This is a genomic window from Mycolicibacterium novocastrense (assembly GCF_001499835.1).
Lineage (GTDB): Bacteria > Actinomycetota > Actinomycetes > Mycobacteriales > Mycobacteriaceae > Mycobacterium > Mycobacterium novocastrense.
Genome location: NZ_LQIH01000008.1, coordinates 68,550 through 88,333, shown reverse-complemented (window position 1 = coordinate 88,333; position 19,784 = coordinate 68,550). Strand labels below are relative to the sequence as shown.

The following is a 19,784-nucleotide window of genomic DNA, read 5'->3' as shown; positions in this document are numbered from 1 at the left end:
ACACCAGTAGCCAGCCAAGCGGCGCGGTAGTAAGTGCGATCCTGGCTCGGGGTCAGTATCGGCCGAACGGCGCGACCCTTCTCGTAAACGGAGCGCACTGGAACGCGCAAATCCAAGACGGAAAGATCCCTCTTGCTTAAGCTCCCGACATGGGGGTCGAATACGCCGACGTGGTGGCGACCATGGCTGCTCTGGGCACTCTTGGTTTGTACGCCTGGCAGGTCAAGCTTCTCTACTGGAACCGTCCAAACATCGCCTTCGAGGGCGAACGAGTAATGACACAGGAAGAGCATGGGCCAGGCCGAGTAAACCATCTCGGATGGGTGGCCGAAGTGACCGTCACCAACACGGGTGATGCCGACACGACCCTCCTCGCGCTCGAGTGGGAGTTCGATGCCGTCCCAGACTCCGATGATCCGAGCATTTTCGTTGCCGGCAACACCGGCCTTGACGGACTCACGATCGACGTTCAGGAGACGGCTCCTGGGGTGACGAAGACGACCTTCCAGCCCGACGAAGGCAACGAGTTCGAACCAATCGTTATGGGGCGCAACCACGTCAAGCTATACCAGTATCGGATATACCCTTTCGCACTCGAAGGTAAGTTGGCTAATTCGACACGTGCGCGACCAGTGGCTAAATTCGTTCACCGGAGCCGTCGAAAGCACGGAATTCAGGTGACGCGCGGCAACTGGAACCTCGTGCCACGACCAGACCGCGACGGACCATTCCCGCCAGGGATCGTGCCGCAACCCCATTATTGATATCTAAGCGCAACTATCAAGCTATGCGGTCGGCCCCGCCACGTTGGGCCGAAGTGAACCATGACGAGCGACAACTGCTCGTCGCGGCTAGGCGGCCCATCCCTGGGGGCCGCTCCGGATCTATCTGAACCAATGCCCGTCTGGCATAACGCCTGGTGGCCTGTAGGGATTACGAGACTTTCAGACAACAGTGAAAAATTTACAATTTTGCTATGGCCCTAGAGGCACCAAGCCGAAACCACAGAGTGAGAGCCGATTCCGCGGCCAGCGGATGCACGGTTGGATTGAGGTGGAGAACACGCCATTCGATAATGGACTGGAGTTGCCAACGTGCCATCGCAACGGAGAGTCTTCGCCTGAATGGATGCGTGAGAAGTGGGAGGCGTGGCGCACGGTGCGCACGCTCGCCTGTGGGTGGAGTGGATCGGACTGGCAGTACGCGATGGATACCTGCGAGATTGCCGCTGCCGCTATGGAGTCTGACGCGAAGGTTGGCATATTGACTGAGTTGCGCTTCCGAGAAAAGACCATGGGCACAACGTGGAATGCCCGCCGCGATATGCGCATCCGATACACGACTCCTGTCGATGCTGCGATGTCAGACACCGTGACGAGATTCGAAAAGCTATCGTGAACCTTGGCCTTGACAATGGTTACGATCTTTACATCGCCAAGGCCGCCGATTCGCTACCGCGTCGACTCAGATGTCCTTGATAGTCGTTGTGACGCGGTACTTTCGGATCTTTTCGGGGTCCAATATTAGTCTCGTATACTCGCCAACCTCGTCTGGTGACGAACAGAAGTCCTGCCCATAGAAGATCACGAAGTTGTGTCCATGCCCGTGCGCGCTAGGGAATTTGAGTCCATCAATGCGAAAGGGGAATGAGTAGCGCAAGTACTCAGTGAGCACTTGTGTGGGCACGTAGTCGATGTGCTCGCGGCCATCGAGTACGACAGGTAATGTTAGGTCTCTGACGAACTGACGCAGGAACAAGATGCTGTGATATGTGCTTTGTGCGCGCTCATCATCGTCGAAAATACTTGGAAGATCAGGCAAGGTCGAAAGGTCGACTACTCGAAGCTCACGCGCAGCGGTGAATTCGCCGACCACAGCCCACGAGTCGGAGCTATGAACGCCGATTTCCGCCACTGCGGTTGCGTTATCGCTCGCGCCGTAGAACATAGAGATGCCAGCGGGGCTCATCCGGTTGGCCGTTGCGACATCTGCAGGAGCCGGACCAAGGGTGGACGCCGAATGATCGGCGACGTTCGGCTCGAGTGTAAACATTCGCCCTCTGAAGAGTGGCCCATCGACGGTGCCGATCAAGTTAAGATCCACGATCAGTGCAACGAGCGCTTCGAAGAACTCCACAGGCGACAACTCGTCGGGATCATATTCATGTCTCTTCGGCCACCCCATGAATAGAAAGCGCGTGTGGTGCTTCACGAGATCCTTGAACTCGTCCCAGCTGTATGAAAGGCGCTTGTCCTCTGAGAGCCATTGCCAGTCGTGGCGAACCCATGCGTCTTCGAGCATCACCGATTGGATGTGAGTCAGCAGTTCAATCTGTACATCGTCGGGATAGTCGTCGAGCGCCTCATCGAAGATTTCTTCTGCGACTTCGCCTGAGCTGTAGGTGGTTGCGCCGACGTAGTCGCCGTCCTCGAAGAGGACCGCTTCATCGTCGGCGCGTGCGAAGCGTTGGCGAACTCCGACCATGAAGCAGTCCATGAAGTCATCGAACGGCGCAGCGATTGGATCTTCATCGCTTCCTCGTCTGTCGCAATAGCTGCACTTCGCTTCAGAGGCGTACAGGCTGATTCGCTGTTTCAGCACAGCGTCATCGACGTGATGGGGGCAGACAGCCTGACCGAACTCGTCGAACGATGAGTAGCCACGAGCCGCAGCGCGCTCACCTTCGTTTTTTGCCAAACCCATGACGGACACGGTACTGGCCGCTAGTCGCGACTTGCGTCGTTACTAAGTGCCCAACTTGGCCATGGCGTTCTCCGCTAAACCTCACGATATCGGTTGGCTCGCTCGATTCGCCCGACAGCGGCACCAGTTCGACCTGCACGCGAAAGGCCGCACGAGCCTGCCTCGGTGGCCGAGTTGGTAGGAGCTTGGAGTAGATGTTGACGGTCGGGGGCAGCCGTAAGGCGATATGGTCTCAGAAATATCCGGATTGCAGACGGAGGGGAAAGCCAATTGAGTCCGGAAGCCATTCCAGACGACGCGCCGTGGTTTGCAGGCAGAGACCTCCAAGTTTGGATTTACCGAGTTAATCGACGGCCGGCCGGGACGCTTTTCGATGAACCCCTATCAGATTTGCGGAAACACTTCATCCTCACCCTCGAATCTGCTTCGGAGGTAACCACGGGGCGTCGATACCAACGTACGTGGAGAGTAGGCAACCTGCGAGATACCGACGACGGCGCGATCAGCGGACGACTCGGCTGGCATCGACACGGCGAGCAAATCACCAACGTTTGGGATGAAACCTCCAGGGCATGGGTTGACACCGTCGTAGCGAGCGACGCGTCTGCTGCTGCCCCCTTCTGGCTGGAAACTGAAACTAGATTTTTAGGTGTGCTGCGGCATCCTTCCTTCAAGCCGCGTGTTGTAAGCGCCGTGCTCGCCGAGTTGTTGAATGCAGCCGAGCGTAGGCGCGCACGATCCGAATCCGGTGCTCTACCGACGGTCATTTGGGCTATTGACCCCGTCGTTGACGAGCAAGAGTTCAGATCATGGGTCGAACGCACCGACGCAGTCAGGTCCGTCCAGTTCGTGTTCGAGCGGCCTAATCCGGATGCGGAGGAGGAGTTCGAACCGCTGTTTCAGCGGATGAACACGATGAAGGCCGAACTGATCGCCGAACGGATTGCAGCCCAAGACGCCCGAGCCGGCTTGGACAAAGAAGCGCTCCTGAACGATGAGACAGCCAAGAGATACATCGCCGCCGCCAAGGCAGCCTTCGGGTATATCGTGGCGAGAGGTAGACGCGGAAACAAGAAGGTGCGTTTCGATCAGCGTCAGAACCTCATGAGCGAGACCACCGACACCGTCGGCGTCACCTGGGCGTCGGCGACGACGGGGGTCCGCGAGGCCGTACGCCGTGCTGAGAGGAGGGCTGGACGTGGGTGAGCTTCGCCGCCGTGTGGGCTTCCTGGCCGCCGTCGGTCGTCTTCGTTTATCCCAATTCGCAACTATCGAATTGGGCGGGGCCCTGGTCGTCGGTATCGCCGCTTCCATCTTCCTTGTGACACACACCGATGTCACTGCGCGAGTCGGGTTCGCGGGCGACATTCTGTCCTTGACTGCGGCCTTGGTCGGTGTCGTCTTCGCTGCGTTAGCCCTGGTCGTCGCACTGCTCTCCGAGAGCTACCTGAGGTTGCTTAACGCTGAGGATGCCGAACAGGGGCTGCTGGCATTCTTGTCGCCGTTCATGCTGGTGATCGGAATACAGGTGACGACAGTAGTCGGCGCAGTGGGGTACCGTGCATTTGCCAACTTTCTGCCAAAAGGCCTGGAGCCGTGGTTGTTTGGTGTGTTGGTCACGCTGTTTCTGATGTCGGCATTGGAAATTGTGGCCTTGGCGAGGTCGGTAGTTATGCATGGCCTCGCCCGAGCCAAGCTGCGGGAAATCACGGACTTGTCGGAAGAAAGAGATCGACGCTCCGGTAGCCGCTAGCACAGGTTATTCCGCCGGGCGAACCAGACGGGCCAACATCTCTCGACTCATAGGCTGCCAGCCACCGAGCGGTGCGGCACGTCCGTCGACACGCGAAAGCGCTCGCTGAGCGCAGGGGTATCCCAGGAGGTTGACGGCAGGCACAGTGGATTGGCTCTCACCGACCGGGCAGAAGTACACGACCCATCCGGGTAGCAGGCTGCTGTTCCCGTCGCTGTGCCGACCGACAGCGCCCGCGGTCATCGATCCGAGCGTCGATCTTCTCGATGACGCGGTTGGATGCTTGAAGATGCCGCGGCGCAGGCGAACCCGCGAACAGAACCGCGCGGCGGCCATCGAAGCCGAGCGTCAGCGCAACCAGCCCTACGCCGACGAACGCAATAAGCCACCGCCGTTCTAATCGGCGACGGCGAGCAGGCGCCAATCGCCGGGCACACCCTTCAATTGGTGTGTCCCACGATCCGCGAACTCGAGCCCTGAGCCAATCACCAGGTCGCGCAGAGTACTTGACACCAGCACGTCGTTGGGCCCGGCCAGGGCGGCGACGCGTGCACCGATATGCACGGCGATACCACCGATGTCGGCGCCACGCATCTCGCACTCGCCGGTGTGCAAGCCCGCGCGCACTTCGATGCCAAGCGCCTGCACCGCATCGCGAATCGCCATGGCGCAGCGGATCGCTCGCTGAGGACCGTCGAACATCGCCACGAATCCATCGCCCGTGGTGTTCACCTCGCGACCGCGAAAACGCGCCAACTGCGCACGGATGACGGCATCGTGCGCATCAAGCAGGGCGCGCCAGTCGCGATCACCCATCTCTGAGGCGCGGCGCGTCGAGTCCACGATGTCGGTGAACAACACCGTCGCCAGCACTCGGTCATCGACCATCTCGGGCTGGTGTCCGGTGAGGAAATGCGCTATTTCCTCGAAGGAATCTCGCCAGGGTTCGACAATGTGCAGCAGATTGCGTCCGGGTAGCTCGGCATACTTGGCACCTGGAATGCAATCCGCGATGTACTTGCCCCAATCCCGCGGTACGACAGCGTCATCCAGGTGTTGGATGACGAGGGTGGGTACCCGGATCGCCGGTAGCAGTGCACGCACGTCCATTTCGGACATGAACCGCATCATCGAGGCGGCGGTGCTCGGGCTGGCCGACAGGCGTTCCACGCGAGCCCAGCTTGCCCGGACCTCTTCGTTCCACGGCATGTCCGGGTTCAAGAAGTGCTGCGACTCTCCGGTGCCCCACTTGCCGACCATTGCGGCTAGGACCTCCTCGGGAGTGGGTCCACCAACGCGCGCAGCGTTCGGATCGGCATAGCCCTCCAGCACGACCAGCCCGATTGTGCGTGAAGGATGCGTTGCCGCGAAAAGCGCTCCCGCCGCGAACGCGCCGACACCCGCGATCAGGACGGCTTCGCTACTGCCCAGTTCGTCGAGAACCGCGCTGATGCTGTCGACCCATGTTTCCAAGGTCGCCGGCGCATCTCCCGGGACCGGATCAGAGGCCCCCATGCCTGGCTGATCAAAGAAGATCAGCCGACCGAGCGATGTCATCGCCTCCACCCATCCGCGTGTGGCCGGAAGCTCTGGAGCGAGTTCGCAGTTTGAGAACCAGTTCGGGACCACAACGATGTCGCGAGCGCCAGGGGGCGACGCGCGATAGGCGACCCGCAAGTCACCGTTCAATGCATAACGCGTCTCCGCGAACATCGCCCGAAGATTTAGGGCAAGTCGTCGGGACCGAGTTGTTCGCGCGGCACCACCACCATCGGCACGTCGAGCACCCGCAGCATCTTGGCGGCCTTAGACCCGAGGAACAATCGCCGCGGCACGCTGAGCCGACTCGACCCGACCATGATCAGGTCTCCGTCGCGCCACTCCAACTTGCCCACCGCCTCCTCGATCGTCGCACCCTCGACAATCATCGACGTCACCGGAAAGTCATCTGGCAGCTCTGATTTCGCCAACTCGAGTACATGATGCGCATGGGCGAGGGCACGCTCCCGCACGGCATCGCCGTCGCCGCGGAGTGCACCGAAGGCCGGGTCCAGTGCCACCAGCGAGACCAACCGTAGCGGCGATCCCGCTGCACGGCTGAAGCGAACAGCTATGTCCAACAACACATCTGCGCCTTCACGCTCACCGATCGCACACGTCGTCTCCCGCACACGGTCGACGGGTGAATTCCTGGTACCCCGAGGCGCTACGGCTACCGGCAACGGCGCCGAGTGCAACAGCCCGTTGACCGTCGATCCCAGCGAGTAACTGCCGACCAGGCCGCCGGATCCGCCGACGACGATCATGTCGGCCTCCACGCGCGCCGCTTCCTGGATCAGCCCGTCAGCGGGCGAGTCGTCGATGCGGACGTGGCTGCGCAGCACGATCTCGTCCGGCACCGACGCGCGGGCCTCCTCCAACCACTGCTCGGCCTGCGCCACGAGATGCTTCTCGAAGTCCCCGACCGGCTTGATGGACGGCACCACCCGGTCCGGCGGCAGCACCATGCACAGATCGAGTTCGGCGCCCAGCGTGCGCGCAAGCCGCACACCGAGTGCCAGCGCATCTGCGCCGCCGGGAGTGGCCAGATATCCAACGACGAGCCTCATGGTCGATCATCCTTTCAACCTGAAGCGATCAACGCCCGTGGATCGACCAAATGCGCGTCAGTCGCGATACTCGGCGGCACCATCCTCGAGGACGAGCCGTGAGTTGGACCCGTCGGGTTCGGCCGCTTCCGTACGGAACACCGCGCGGCCCGCCTCGGTCCGCCAGATCGAGGTGGTCAGTGTCTCCCCCGGGAACACCGGCGAGGTGAACCTGGCGTCGATCGCGCTGACCTTCGTCGCGTCACCGCCACCGAGTTCGGCGACCAGCGCGCGACCCGCCACGCCGTAGCTGCACAGACCGTGCAGGATCGGCTTCGGGAACCCGGCCAGCTCCCGCGCGAACCACGGATCGCTGTGCAGCGGGTTCCGATCGCCCGACAGCCGGTAGATCAACGCCTGATCTTCGCGCGTGGGCAAGGCAATTCGCGCGTCGGGCTCGCGGTCGGGGATCTCCGGAGCGGCAGGGCGCTGCCCCGGTTGCCCGCCGAATCCGCCCTCACCACGGATGACCGCGGTTGTGAAGGTCTCGGCGACGACCTTCGATGTCTCGGGGTCGGTGCCCGTCGCCTTGAGCATGACGATCGCGTTCTTGCCCTCACCCTTGTCCTGGATGTCGGCGACCTCGGCCACGACGCTGAGCTTGCCCGCCGGTTTGAGCGGCTCATACAGCCGGATCCCCTGCGACCCGTGCAGCAGCATCGCGAAGTTGAACGAGCCGATCAGGCCGGCCGCCGCGAACGGCAGGCAGGCGATCACCGCGTAGGTCGGCAGCACCTGCTGCTCGATACCGTGACTGTTCTCCGTGGTGAACGCCAGGTCAGCGGTGCCCGCGCCGACGCCCAGCGCGTACAGCAGCGTGTCGCGGTCGGTCCATTCGAACAGCTGTGGGTCGGTCTTGGCGCCGATGGCGTTGGGGTCGAGAGGCATACCCCGCACGATATCTGTCCCCCGATAGGGTTGGCGGCGTGACGCACCCCGTCTTCGTCGACGTCGACACCGGCGTTGACGACGCGATGGCGTTGGCGTATTTGTTCGCCAGCGACGACGCCCAGGTGGTCGGCATCGCGTCGACGGCGGGAAACGTTCCGGTACAACAGGTCTGCCGCAACAACCTCGGCCTGCTGGACCTGTGCCGGATGCCGAACATCCCGGTGTCCAAAGGGTCCGAGCAACCCGTCAGCTCGCCGCTGCGCACCGCAGAGGACACCCACGGGCCCGAGGGGATGGGGTATGCGCAGATGCCCGCCTCCGGGCGCCGGCTCACCGAGTACGACGCCGCCGAGGCGTGGGTGCGCGCCGCTCACGCACATCCCGGCGAACTGGTCGCGATCGCCGTCGGGCCGCTGACCAACCTCGCGCTTGCGCTGCGCGCCGAGCCCACCCTTCCCAGGCTGTTACGCCGGCTGGTCATCATGGGCGGCGCGTTCGACTACCGCGGCAACACGACCCCGGTCGCCGAATGGAACATCAGCGTGGATCCGGAAGCCGCGGCCGAGGTGTTCACCGGATGGACGGCGGCGTGGGGAGCCGAGAAACCCACCCACCTTCCAATCATGTTGGGCCTGAACCTGACCGAACACATCGCGATGACGCCGGCCCTGTTGAACCGGCTCGCGGAGGAGGCCGGTGCGGGATCGGTGGCGATGAGCGTGTCCGACGATCGCGGCACCCGATCGGCGTCGGGCAACCCGCTGATCGCGGTGCTTGTGGACGCGATGCGGTTCTACTTCGAGTTTCATTTCGACCAGGGCGAGGGCTACCTGGCTCACCTGCACGACCCGCTGGCCGCGGCCGTGGCGCTGGACCCCGACCTCGTCACGTACCGGCCCACCACCGTCGACGTCGAGTTGACGGGCACATTGACCCGCGGCATGACCATCGCCGACTGGAGCAACCGCTGGGGCCGGGAACCTAACGCACTCATCGGTGTCGACGTCGACCCGGGAGCGTTCTTCGACCGGTTCATCGCGCGTGTGGGCGCGTTCGCCGCAAAGCTCAGCTGACGAACACCCCGATCACGACGGCCAGGAACAACAGCAAGAAGATTCCGAGCGCGATGACGCTGACGACGGCTGTCGGCGTCCACCGGTGCCGCGGCCGCGACTCGACGGCGCCCACACCGGAGATCTGGTCGGAGTCGGGCGGCGTCGACCCTGGCGGCACTCCCCCACCGGGTTCGAGGTCCGGCGTAATGGACGGTTCTGGATCGGGCGGTATGGCGGTCATCGACGGACGGGTACCCCTTCACGCGGTCGTCATTCATAAATCCCTTCGACGTACCACCGCCGCTGCCGGTAACACAGCAGCAGGGCCTGCCCCGGCCGGGCATCGCGCGAGGACCCGTCGTCGAGCAACACCTGGGCGCGGGCGGTGCGGCCGGCCTTGCGGCCTTCGGGATCCCACCACCGTTCGTCGACCGGCCACGGTCCCGCCCACCAGGCCAATCTGCCCGCTTTGACGGCCTTGCCCGGCGCGTCCAACCGCGCGGGGTCGGTGGAGAACAGGCCCCGGGCGGTCACCCGCACCGGACGGCCGTCGGCGTCGAACAACTCGACCGGATCGTCGAGCAGCACGGTCGGCGACGGTTCGGGTAGCTGGCCAGGCCACGGCTGATGCGGATCGGCCCGCGGCACCTGCTCATCCCCCAGCGGGGTGAACGTGATGCGCTCGGCCGGGCCCCGACCGCCGCTGAGCACCGGAACCTGTACCGCCTCCGGTCCGAGCAGACCCTGCACGCGCACCAGCGCGCGGCGGGCGCGCAGGCGATCCTCCTCACCCACCCCGCCCCACAGCGGCAGCTGCAGCGCCTCGGCCGAGACCACCTCCACCGGGCGCAACCGGATCACCGTGATGGGCGCGGTGGGCCGGTCGTTGGGGTTGCGCCTGTTCAGCCAGCCGTCGAGCTGCCAACGCACCCGGTCGGCGGTGGCGTCCTCGCTCAGCGGTTCGGCGCAACGCCAAACACGTTCCAGCTCTTCACCATTGGCGGTGCGCGCGCGGATGGCCAGCCGGGTGCACCCCACCCCGGACGCTGCCAGGGTGCGGTGCAGGTCGGCGGCCAGCGACCGGCCGGCGAAAGCGGCGGCGTCCACCCGGTCGATCGGCGGATCACAGTCCATGACGGCGTCGAGTTCGGGTTCGGGTTCCCGGCCGGACGGACCGCGGGTGGGCTCACCGCACGCGAACTGGTGCGCGGCCACCGCGTCGGCCCCGAACCGCGAGGCCACATCGCTGCGGGACAGCGCGGCGAACTGTCCGATGTTGCGAATCCCCATGCGCCACAGCAGGTCCGCCAGGTCATCCCGGCCGGGGCCGGCCAGGCTGGGCTCGGTGGCCAACTGGCGGATCGACAGCGCCGACAGGAACAGCGCATCCTGTCCGGGCTCGACGATCCGCCCCGCCCGCGCGGCGAAGACCGCAGTCGGCAACTGGTCGGCGACCCCCACCTGACATTCGGCGCCGGCGGCGGCCACCGCGTCGACCAACCGCTCAGCGGCGGTTTGTTCGGATCCGAAGTAGCGGGCCGCACCCCGGACCGGCAGCACCAGCAGGCCCGGCCGCAACACTTCGGCACGCGGCACCAAGTCGTCCACCGCGATCGTGACGTTTTCGAAGTGGCGGGCATCGCGCGCCGGATCGGCGGTGGCCACATGCAGTTCCGGGCACCGCGCCTGGGCTTCCCGGCGACGCAACCCGCGTCGCACTCCCGCCGATCGGGCCGAGGCCGAACAGGCGATGACCCGGTTGGCCAGCGTGACCGCGATCGGGGCGGTCGGCGGCAGGTCGGCCGCGGCCGCCGCGGCGACGGCCGGCCAGTCCATGCACCAGATGGCCAGAACGCGCGACACTCATCCGCCTACCGCGCGGACGGAACCGAACGACCGCCCCCAGGCCCGGGTGGCCAGCCGCACCCGACTGATGCGGCCGAATCCCGGGCGGCCCCGCCCGGTGATCTCATAGCCGCACACCGAGGCCTCCAACCGGGCCGACGCACCCTGCCAGTCGCCACCGGTGACCAGCAGCGTGCAGCCCTTCTGGCGGGCCCGGGCCACCACCGCCCGCGCGCGGGTGGCCGGCACCGCCCGCCCGCCCAGGCCGAGCACCACCAGATCCATACCGTCCATCAGCACGGCGGCGACCTCGACCGGATCGGCGCCCGGTTCGGGGATGACCGCGATCCGGCTCAGGTCGGCGCCCATCTCCACGGCCGCCAGCAGGCCGACGTCGGGTTGGCCCACGATGGCGGCGTGCCCGCCCTCCGCCGTCACCGCCGCGACCACGCTCAGTGGCAGCGACCGGGCACCCGCGACCACCGCCACCGTCCCGCGCGGCAACGGCGCCGGAAGCAGCCCATCCAGCGATTCGGGCATCGGCAGCAAAGTTTCCGAGTCCGGAAGCGGCTCACTCGTCGCCGCCGTTCCACGACGGCTACCGCCCACCTTGCTGGATACCGCCGCAATCTTGCGACGCAGGTGTTCTACCTGTTCAGCGCGGGTAAGCTGACGCTGATCCAGGCTCACGGCGGCTGTCACAACAGCACCTCCCGCATCGTCTGACTCACTGGTTTTTCGAATGTATGTTCGATACGCCGAGTAAACACCCACCCACCGACAGCGTCAAGCGGGTTCAGTCGATCTCAGGATGCAGAAACTGAGGGGAGAACTACTCCCACTCGATGGTGCCGGGCGGCTTACTCGTCACGTCGAGCACCACCCGGTTGACCTCGGCCACCTCGTTGGTGATGCGGGTCGAGATGCGTTCGAGAACTTCGTACGGCACGCGGGTCCAGTCAGCGGTCATCGCGTCCTCACTGGAAACCGGGCGCAGCACAATCGGGTGTCCGTAGGTCCGGCCATCACCCTGCACCCCCACCGAACGGATGTCGGCGAGCAGGACGACAGGGCACTGCCATATCTGGTTGTCGAGCCCGGCGGAGGTCAGTTCCTCACGAGCGATCGCATCGGCGCGACGCAGCGTCTCCAGCCGCGCGGCAGTGACCTCGCCGACGATCCGAATACCCAGGCCCGGTCCCGGAAAAGGTTGGCGCGCAACGATTTCCTCGGGAAGACCGAGCTCGCGACCCACCGCGCGGACCTCGTCCTTGAACAACAGCCTCAGCGGCTCGACCAGTGTGAACTTCAGGTCGTCGGGCAGGCCCCCGACGTTGTGGTGGCTCTTGATGTTCGCGGTGCCCGACCCTCCGCCGGACTCCACGACGTCGGGATACAGCGTGCCCTGCACCAGGAATTCGACGTCAGGCCCACCCCCCTCGACAAGGCCCCGCACCGCCCCTTCGAACGCCCGGATGAACTCCCGTCCGATGATCTTGCGCTTGCCTTCGGGGTTCGTCACCCCGGTCAACGCCTCGAGGAAGCGGTCGGCGACGTCGACGGTGACCAGGTTGGCGTGCGTGGCGGCGACGAAGTCGCGCTGCACCTGGGCCCGCTCCCCCGCCCGCAGCAGGCCGTGGTCGACGAACACGCACGTCAACCGGTCACCGATGGCCCGCTGCACCAGTGCCGCGGCGACCGCGGAGTCCACACCGCCCGACAGCCCGCAAATGGCCCGTCCCTCGCCGATCTGCTCGCGGACCTGTTCGACGAGCGCATCGGCGATGTTGGCCGGCGTCCAGGTCGAGTCGATCCCCGCGAACTCGTGCAGGAAACGGCTCAGCACCTGCTGGCCGTGCGGGGTGTGCATCACCTCCGGGTGGTACTGCACGCCTGCCAGCCGACGGCCGCGATGCTCGAATGCCGCGACCGGCGCACCGCTGCTGGCGGCCACCACCTCGAAGCCGTCGGGCACCTCGGTCACCGCGTCACCGTGGCTCATCCACACCGGCTGGGTGGACGGCAGATCCGAATGAAGCTCTCCGCCAGTAACTTTCAGCTCCGTGCGACCGTACTCCCGCGTTCCGGTACGCGCGACGGTACCGCCGAGCACCTGCGCCATCGCCTGAAAGCCATAGCAGATTCCGAACACCGGTACGTCGAGGTCGAACAGTTGCGGGTTCAGTTGCGGGGCGCCGTCCTCGTAGACGCTGGCCGGCCCTCCGGAGAGCACGATGGCCTGCGGGTCGCGCGCCTTGATCTCCTCGACACTGGCGGTGTGCGGGATCACCTCCGAGTACACCCGCGCCTCGCGGACCCGTCGGGCGATCAACTGCGCATACTGCGCTCCGAAATCGACAACCAGTACGGGCCGGGGAGATCCTGATGTCACTCGGTCAGTCTAGTTGGCTGCGACGACGTCACACGTGCAGCGCGGTGAACGGCTCAAACGGCAAGTTACGCAGAGCGAACCACGCCAAGGTCAGCACCACTGCCACCGGCGCCGACCACCGCAGGTGCTGCCAACTGCGCACCCGCCTGCCCGCCAGGGACCCGTAGAGCCAGGTCCCGTACGCCCACAGCAGGAAGACCAACGCGAGCACGCCGAGCGCGTTGAACCGGACCGCCGCGGCGACGTCGAGATGCAGCAGCGAGTAGATCATCCGCAGGCTCCCGCACCCGGGGCAGTCGATGCCGAGCAGCGCCTTGGTCGGGCAAACCGGCAGTATCCCGCCGGGCACGGTCGGATCCGCCAACCAGATCGCCGCGCACCCGCCCACCGCGGCGGTGGCGACCGCCAACGGCGCGGCGAGCGAGCGCACGTGCATCACATGTAGGCCAGTCCGCCGCCCGCGACCCCGATGATGAGATAGATGACGATGACGATCGCGCCGGCGATCGCGCCCCAGATCGCCCACTTCTTCGCGTCGTCGGACGCCTTTTGGGCCTGGGCGTACTGGCCCGACTGCCACAGGCCGTTCACCTTGGCGGCGTTGATGATCGACACGATGCCAAACGGTAAGCAGCACAACACCGTAACGAGGATGCCCCACACGAGGTTGGTGTCGGGCTGCTGTGCCGGGTAACCACCGGGAGGCGGTCCATAACCCTGCGGCGGTGGCGGCGGAGGCTGAGGCGGATAGGTCATGGGGTCCCTTTTCTCGAGTAGCACCCTGTCGAACGACAAGCTCGCTCAATATAAGGCAATTGTTTGCTGGGTGCGTCAATTTCGATTCGCTGCAGTAGGTTCATCGATGCACAGGTATGTCTGCGCGAAATAACGGGAATGGGTGATGTGTGCCTGAAACCGAAAGACCTGAAACCGAAAGACTGGGTCTACCCGCTGGGATCCGCGCCGCATTGTTCGACCTCGACGGCGTGTTGACAGACACCGCGAGCGTGCACAAGAAAGCATGGAAGGCGATGTTCGACGACTTTCTCCGGCGACGCGCCGAGCAGACCGGGGAGACGTTCACCCCGTTCGACGTGCAAAGCGACTACCTGACCTATGTCGACGGCAAGAAGCGCGAGGACGGCGTCCGGTCGTTTCTGGCGAGTCGGGGCATCGAGCTTCCCGACGGCGCTCCCGACGACACGCCGCCGCTGGAAACCGTCCATGCACTGGGCAACGCCAAGAACGAGGTGTTCCAACAGATCCTGCGGACCGACGGCGTCGAGGTGTTCGAGGGTTCGCGCCGCTATCTCGAAGCGACGGCTAACGCGGGGTTGGGCATCGCGGTGGTGTCGTCCAGCGCCAACACCCGCGAGGTGCTCGAAATGACTGGGCTTGCGCGGTTTGTCCGACACCGGGTGGACGGCGTTGTGCTGCGTGAGGAGAACATCGCGGGAAAACCCGCACCCGATTCGTTTCTGCGCGCGGCCCAGCTCCTCGGCGTGAAGCCCGAAGAGGGCGCCGTGTACGAAGACGCGCTTTCCGGGGTGGCCGCAGGACGGGCCGGAGGATTCGGCCTGGTGGTCGGCGTCGATCGGGTAGGCCACGCAGAAGCGTTGCGGCGCAACGGGGCTGACATCGTGGTTAGCGACCTTGCGGAAATGCTCACATGAGCCTGCACGACGACATCTACCCCGTGGAACCGTGGCAGGTGCGGGAGCGATCCCTCGATCTCGACGTGCTCGCACAATCGGAGTCGTTGTTCGCGCTGTCGAACGGCCACATCGGCATGCGTGGAAATCTCGACGAAGGCGAACCGCACGCTTTCCCCGGCACCTACCTCAATTCGTTCTACGAGGTTCGCCCCCTTCCGTACGCCGAGGCGGGATACGGCTGGCCCGAGGACGGGCAGACAATCGTCAACGTCACCAACGGCAAGTTGATGCGCCTGCTGGTCGACGACGAACCGTTCGACGTGCGTTACGGCGAGCTGCTCGACCACGAACGCATTCTGGATTTTCGGACCGGCACGCTCAAGCGCGCCGCGTGCTGGCGTTCTCCGGCAGGCAAGAAGATCAAAGTCGCTTCCACGCGAATCGTTTCGCTTACGCAGCGCAGTGTCGCGGCCATCGAGTACATCGTCGAGGCGCATGACGAATTCGCCCGTGTCACGGTGCAATCGGAACTGGTGGCCAACGAGGAGCTGCCACCGTCGACGAAGGACCCGCGGGTATCGGCCGTCCTGGAAAAGCCGTTGGAGCCGGTGCAGCACGAGCACTCCGAACACGGCGCGATCCTGTTACACCGCACCCGTGGGAGCAACCTGATGATGGCCGCGGCCATGGACCACGACATCGAGGTTCCCGGTCGTGTCGAGGTGGACACCGGCGCGGGGCACGACTGGGCCAACACGACGGTCATCTGCGGCCTTCGCCCCGGACAGCAGCTCCGCATCGTCAAGTACCTCGCCTACGGATGGTCCAGCCTGCGGTCGCGACCGGCACTGCGCGACCAGGCGGCGGCCGCGCTCAGCAGCGCGCGCTACACCGGCTGGCAGGGGTTGCTGGATGCCCAACGGGCCTACCTCGACGATTTCTGGGACGGTGCGGACGTCGAGGTGGAGGGCGACCCCGACTGTCAGCAGGCGGTGCGGTTCGCCCTCTTCCACATCCTGCAGGCCAGCGCGCGCGCCGAGCGCCGGGCGATTCCCGGTAAGGGTCTGACCGGGACGGGCTATGACGGCCACGCCTTTTGGGACACCGAGGGTTTCGTCCTGCCGGTGCTGACCTACACCCAGCCCTCAGCGGCCGCCGACGCGTTGCGGTGGCGCGCCTCCATTCTCCCGCTGGCCAAAGAGCGGGCGTCGGTGCTGGATCTCGATGGCGCCGCGTACCCGTGGCGCACCATCCGCGGTGAGGAATGCTCGGCCTACTGGCCGGCAGGGACCGCGGCCTTCCACGTCAACGCCACCATCGCCATGGCGTTCGAGCGCTACCGCATTGTCACAGGCGACCATTCGCTGGAAGAGGAGTGCGGGCTCGAGGTCCTGATCGAGACCGCGCGGCTGTGGGCATCGCTCGGTCACCACGATCGTCATGGGGTGTGGCACGTCGACGGGGTGACGGGACCGGACGAGTACACGGCCATTGTGCGCGACAACGTGTTCACGAACCTGATGGCTGCGGCCAATCTTCGGGCAGCCGCCGACGCGTGTGCGCGCAACGTCGACGCCGCCCAGGCGTCCGGCGTCTCCACCGAGGAGATGGCCGCATGGCGTCACGCCGCCGACGCCGCCCACATCCCGTTCGACGAGGAGCTGGGTGTGCACCCGCAATGTGACGGTTTCACGACGCTGCGCGAGTGGGATTTCAACGCCAACACGATCTACCCGCTGCTGATGCACGAGCCGTATGTTCGGCTCTATCCGGCGCAGGTGATCAAACAGGCGGACCTGGTGTTGGCGATGCACTGGCAGGGCCACGCGTTCACCGCAGAACAGAAGGCCCGCAACGTCGACTACTACGAACGACGCACCACCCGGGATTCGTCGCTGTCGGCGTGTACCCAGGCGGTGATGTGTGCCGACGTCGGTCATCTCGAACTGGCCCATGACTATGCCTACGAGGCGGCGATGATCGACCTTCGCGATCTCCACCACAACACCCGCGACGGCCTGCACATGGCATCGCTCGGCGGTGCGTGGGCGGCGATGGTGGCGGGATTCGGCGGGCTACGTGACGACGAAGGTGTGCTCGAACTCAACCCGCGGCTACCCGACGGGATCTCTCGACTCCGATTCCGGTTGCGGTGGAGGAACTTTCGCCTCACCGTCGATGCCGATCACGACGAGGTCACCTATACGCTGCGCGACGGCCCGCGGGGCGAGCTGCTGATCCGCCACGGCGGCGAGGACCTGCAACTGCAATCGCGACAGCCCACGACCGTTCCGGTCAACCACTGCCGACCGCTGCTGCCGACGCCTGCGCAGCCGCCCGGGCGGGAGCCGTTGCGCCGGCGACCGGCTTAGCCGGGTGACGTCAGGCCATCTGCTTGTGACCCGGCAGCCCGCCGGTCGCCTCGAACACCACGCGCTTGCCGATCTCGACGGCGTGGTCGGCGAACCGTTCGTAGTAGCGGCCGAGCAGCGCGACGTCGACGGCCGAACACACCCCGTCCTGCCACTTGTGGTCGATCAGCAGCGTGAACAGGTGCCGGTGCTCGGCGTCGACGGCGTCGTCCTCGTCGCGCAGCCGCGCGGCCTTCTCCGGGTCCCGCGACAGCAGCACCTCCTGCGCCGTCTTCGCCAGTTGCACCGCGCGCGCACCCATTTCGGCGAAGCTCGCGCGCACGTCGGTTGGCAGCGCGCAATCGGGGTGGCGCAACCGCGAGATGCCGGCGACGTGGGCCGCCAACGCACCCATCCGGTCGATGTCCGCGGCGATGTGAATGGAGCCGACCACGGTGCGCAGGTCACTGGCGACGGGCTGCTGCAGCGCCAGGATCCGCAGCGCGGCCTCCTCGGCGCGCCGGTTCAGCGCGATGATGTGCTCATGGTCGGCGATCACCTGCTCCGCGAGCGAGAGATCGGCATCGAGCAGGGCCTGCGTGGCGCGTTCGAGCGCGCTGACCGCCAGCCCGCACATGTCGCCGAGCTGGGCACTCAGCGCGGCGAGTTGCTCCTGATAGGCGGTCCGCACCGGCTTTAGTTACCCGGATCGGTCGATTCTCAACCGGCCGAGGTGACCGGTTGGATCGGCAACCAGCGCAGCGCCGCCGGCGCATGGGCGGGAACGACGGGGTTCTGCGGCGCAACCGGTTCCAACCGACGGTACGGCTGCCCCTGCTCCGGTCGCAGGTCCTGCTCCCCCTTGTTCGGCCACAGTGACGCCGCGCGTTCGGCCTGGGCGGTGATCGAAAGTGACGGATTGACACCGAGATTCGCCGAGATCGACGCACCGTCGTGCACCGAGAGCGTCGGATAGCCGTACACCCGGTGATACGGGTCGATCACGCCGTGTTGTGGGTCGTCACCGATGGCGGCGCCGCCGAGGAAGTGCGCGGTGAGGGGGATGTTGAACAACTCGCCCCAGGTGCCGCCCGCGACGCCGTCGATCTTCTCGGCGATTCGGCGGGTGACCCGATTGCCGACCGGGATCCACGTGGGATTGGGCGCCCCGTGGCCCTGTTTGCTCAGATAGCGCCTGATCCCCAGTTTGTTCCGCTTGGTGAACGTGGTGATCGAATTGTCGAGGTGCTGCATGACCAGAGCGATCAACGTGCGCTCGCTCCACCGCCGGACGTTGAGTAGCCGCAGCGTGCCGCGGGGATCCTTGCGCGCGTTGATGAACAGCTGTTTCCACCGCGGCGTGTCCGAGCCTTCAGGGCCGTCGCCGTCGGTCATCAGCGTCTGCAACAGGCCCATGGCGTTGGAGCCCTTGCCGTAGCGCACGGGCTCGATGTGGGTGTCCGAGGTGGGGTGGAACGACGAGGTGATCGCCACGCCGTGTGTGAGGTTGAGGTCGTCGGACACCTCGAAACGTCCAGCGCCGACGATGGATTCGGAGTTGGTGCGGGTCAGCACACCGAGCTTGTCGGACAGGTTGGGCAGCTTGCCCTTGTCACGCATCTTGAACAGCAGCCGCTGCGTGCCCCAGGTGCCGGCCGCCAGCACGACGTGCGACGCGGTGAACGTGCGCTTCTGCTTGCGAACCCAGCGACCGGTCCGGACGGTGTGCACGTTCCACAGCCCGTCGGGGCGCTGCTCGAAACCGGTGACCGTGGTCATCGGGTGAATCTCTGTCCCAAACTTCTCGGCCAGGTACAGATAGTTCTTGACCAGCGTGTTCTTCGCGTTGTGCCGGCAACCGGTCATACATTCGCCAACCTCGATGCATCCCCTGCGCGCGGGCCCGGCACCGCCGAAGTACGGATCGGGCACGGTTTCGCCGGGCGCCTTGGTGCCGTCGGGGCCGAAGAAGACGCCCACCGGCGTCGGCACGAACGTATCGCCGACGCCCATCTCCTCGGCGACCTGCTTGACGATGCGGTCGGCGTCGGTGAACGTCGGGTTGGTGACGACGCCGAGCATGCGCTGCGCCTGGTCGTAGTGCGGCATCAACTCCGCGCGCCAGTCGGTGATGTTCTTCCACTGCGGGTCGTTGAAGAACGGGTCCGGCGGTACGTAGAGCGTGTTGGCGTAATTCAGCGATCCGCCGCCGACACCCGCACCGGCCAGGATCATCACGTTGCGCAGCAGGTGGATTCGCTGGATGCCGTACATGCCGAGTTGCGGCGCCCACAGGAACTTGCGCAGATTCCACGAGGTCTTGGCGAAGTCCTCGTCGGCAAAGCGCCTGCCGGCTTCGAGCACCCCGACGCGGTAGCCCTTTTCGGTGAGCCGCAGCGCCGTGACGCTGCCGCCGAATCCCGAACCGATCACCAGGACGTCGTAGTCAGGTTTCATGCGTCCAGTATGGCGTTACCGAGGGGTAACTTCC

General features: G+C 65.3%; 20 protein-coding genes. 8 read left to right on the top strand and 12 right to left on the bottom strand.

Features of this window, described 5'->3' with window-relative positions; genetic code table 11:
* The first annotated feature begins 149 nt into the window (after positions 1 to 149).
* Positions 150 to 764 (top strand): hypothetical protein, encoded by a 615-nt coding sequence (locus tag AU072_RS08315; RefSeq protein ID WP_064413336.1) that lies wholly within the window; start codon positions 150 to 152, stop codon positions 762 to 764.
* A 190-nt stretch (positions 765 to 954) separates the two neighbouring features.
* A complete protein-coding gene (locus tag AU072_RS28980; RefSeq protein WP_456237906.1) occupies positions 955 to 1,398 on the top strand; it encodes a phage terminase small subunit in 444 nt (147 codons plus the stop codon).
* A 66-nt stretch (positions 1,399 to 1,464) separates the two neighbouring features.
* Here AU072_RS28980 and AU072_RS08305 read toward each other — a convergent pair whose 3' ends face one another.
* Positions 1,465 to 2,703 (bottom strand): HEPN-associated N-terminal domain-containing protein, encoded by a 1,239-nt coding sequence (locus AU072_RS08305; RefSeq protein ID WP_133147266.1) that lies wholly within the window; start codon positions 2,701 to 2,703, stop codon positions 1,465 to 1,467.
* A 693-nt stretch (positions 2,704 to 3,396) separates the two neighbouring features.
* Here AU072_RS08305 and AU072_RS08300 point away from each other — a divergent pair.
* The 3 genes from AU072_RS08300 to AU072_RS08290 all read left to right on the top strand — a co-directional run bounded on the left by AU072_RS08300 (position 3,397) and on the right by AU072_RS08290 (position 4,856).
* Complete coding sequence (locus tag AU072_RS08300; protein ID WP_064413333.1) at positions 3,397 to 3,909, top strand: DUF4747 family protein; 513 nt, start codon at positions 3,397 to 3,399, stop codon at positions 3,907 to 3,909.
* On the top strand, positions 3,902 to 4,456 hold the full coding sequence (locus AU072_RS08295; RefSeq protein WP_133147265.1) for a hypothetical protein: 555 nt from the start codon (positions 3,902 to 3,904) through the stop codon (positions 4,454 to 4,456). Before AU072_RS08300 ends, AU072_RS08295 begins: the two co-directional genes overlap by 8 nt.
* Positions 4,457 to 4,586: 130 nt before the next feature.
* A complete protein-coding gene (locus tag AU072_RS08290; RefSeq protein ID WP_174523736.1) occupies positions 4,587 to 4,856 on the top strand; it encodes a hypothetical protein in 270 nt (89 codons plus the stop codon).
* On the opposite strand, the gene AU072_RS08285 is transcribed toward AU072_RS08290, so the two are convergent.
* Genes AU072_RS08285 through AU072_RS08275 form a run of 3 tightly spaced genes read right to left on the bottom strand, consistent with a single transcriptional unit; the run spans position 4,853 to position 7,992 of the window.
* Complete coding sequence (locus AU072_RS08285) at positions 4,853 to 6,169, bottom strand: adenylate/guanylate cyclase domain-containing protein (RefSeq protein WP_064413330.1); 1,317 nt, start codon at positions 6,167 to 6,169, stop codon at positions 4,853 to 4,855. The two genes, AU072_RS08290 and AU072_RS08285, sit on opposite strands and share 4 nt — an antisense overlap.
* 11 nt (positions 6,170 to 6,180) lie before the next feature.
* On the bottom strand, positions 6,181 to 7,065 hold the full coding sequence (locus AU072_RS08280; protein ID WP_064413329.1) for a universal stress protein: 885 nt from the start codon (positions 7,063 to 7,065) through the stop codon (positions 6,181 to 6,183).
* A gap of 57 nt (positions 7,066 to 7,122) precedes the next feature.
* Entirely contained in the window at positions 7,123 to 7,992 is an 870-nt protein-coding gene (locus tag AU072_RS08275; RefSeq protein WP_064413328.1) for a MaoC family dehydratase, read from the bottom strand.
* 38 nt (positions 7,993 to 8,030) lie between these two features.
* On the opposite strand from AU072_RS08275, the gene AU072_RS08270 reads away from it, so the two are divergent.
* On the top strand, positions 8,031 to 9,068 hold the full coding sequence (locus tag AU072_RS08270) for a nucleoside hydrolase (protein WP_064413327.1): 1,038 nt from the start codon (positions 8,031 to 8,033) through the stop codon (positions 9,066 to 9,068).
* Here AU072_RS08270 and AU072_RS08265 read toward each other — a convergent pair.
* The 6 genes from AU072_RS08265 to AU072_RS08240 all read right to left on the bottom strand — a co-directional run bounded on the left by AU072_RS08265 (position 9,061) and on the right by AU072_RS08240 (position 14,043).
* A complete protein-coding gene (locus AU072_RS08265; RefSeq protein WP_064413326.1) occupies positions 9,061 to 9,291 on the bottom strand; it encodes a DUF6480 family protein in 231 nt (76 codons plus the stop codon). The two genes, AU072_RS08270 and AU072_RS08265, sit on opposite strands and share 8 nt — an antisense overlap.
* A gap of 29 nt (positions 9,292 to 9,320) precedes the next feature.
* Positions 9,321 to 10,886, bottom strand: coding sequence for a DNA polymerase Y family protein (locus AU072_RS08260; RefSeq protein WP_064413393.1), 1,566 nt, complete (start codon positions 10,884 to 10,886; stop codon positions 9,321 to 9,323).
* A 27-nt stretch (positions 10,887 to 10,913) separates the two neighbouring features.
* A complete protein-coding gene (locus AU072_RS08255) occupies positions 10,914 to 11,597 on the bottom strand; it encodes a DnaE2-dependent mutagenesis accessory factor ImuA' (protein ID WP_064413325.1) in 684 nt (227 codons plus the stop codon).
* Positions 11,598 to 11,727: 130 nt separating this feature from the next.
* Positions 11,728 to 13,287 carry a glutamine-hydrolyzing GMP synthase gene (gene guaA, locus AU072_RS08250; protein WP_064413324.1) on the bottom strand — a complete coding sequence of 520 codons (1,560 nt, stop codon included), beginning with the start codon at positions 13,285 to 13,287 and terminating at the stop codon, positions 11,728 to 11,730.
* Positions 13,288 to 13,315: 28 nt separating this feature from the next.
* Positions 13,316 to 13,723, bottom strand: coding sequence for a DUF2752 domain-containing protein (locus AU072_RS08245; RefSeq protein ID WP_064413323.1), 408 nt, complete (start codon positions 13,721 to 13,723; stop codon positions 13,316 to 13,318).
* Positions 13,723 to 14,043 carry a CD225/dispanin family protein gene (locus AU072_RS08240; RefSeq protein ID WP_064413322.1) on the bottom strand — a complete coding sequence of 107 codons (321 nt, stop codon included), beginning with the start codon at positions 14,041 to 14,043 and terminating at the stop codon, positions 13,723 to 13,725. Before AU072_RS08240 ends, AU072_RS08245 begins: the two co-directional genes overlap by 1 nt.
* Positions 14,044 to 14,192: 149 nt before the next feature.
* Between AU072_RS08240 and AU072_RS08235 the strand changes: the two genes are divergently transcribed.
* Positions 14,193 to 14,960, top strand: coding sequence for a beta-phosphoglucomutase family hydrolase (locus AU072_RS08235; RefSeq protein ID WP_064413321.1), 768 nt, complete (start codon positions 14,193 to 14,195; stop codon positions 14,958 to 14,960).
* A complete protein-coding gene (locus AU072_RS08230; RefSeq protein ID WP_064413320.1) occupies positions 14,957 to 17,314 on the top strand; it encodes a glycoside hydrolase family 65 protein in 2,358 nt (785 codons plus the stop codon). Before AU072_RS08235 ends, AU072_RS08230 begins: the two co-directional genes overlap by 4 nt.
* Positions 17,315 to 17,324: 10 nt before the next feature.
* Here the strand turns inward: AU072_RS08230 and phoU are convergent, their stop codons facing one another.
* Positions 17,325 to 17,984: a phosphate signaling complex protein PhoU gene (phoU, locus tag AU072_RS08225; RefSeq protein WP_064413319.1), complete on the bottom strand. Its 660-nt coding sequence runs from the start codon at positions 17,982 to 17,984 to the stop codon at positions 17,325 to 17,327.
* A 29-nt stretch (positions 17,985 to 18,013) separates the two neighbouring features.
* Positions 18,014 to 19,750 carry a GMC oxidoreductase gene (locus tag AU072_RS08220; protein WP_064413318.1) on the bottom strand — a complete coding sequence of 579 codons (1,737 nt, stop codon included), beginning with the start codon at positions 19,748 to 19,750 and terminating at the stop codon, positions 18,014 to 18,016.
* Between the last annotated feature and the right edge of the window lie 34 nt (positions 19,751 to 19,784).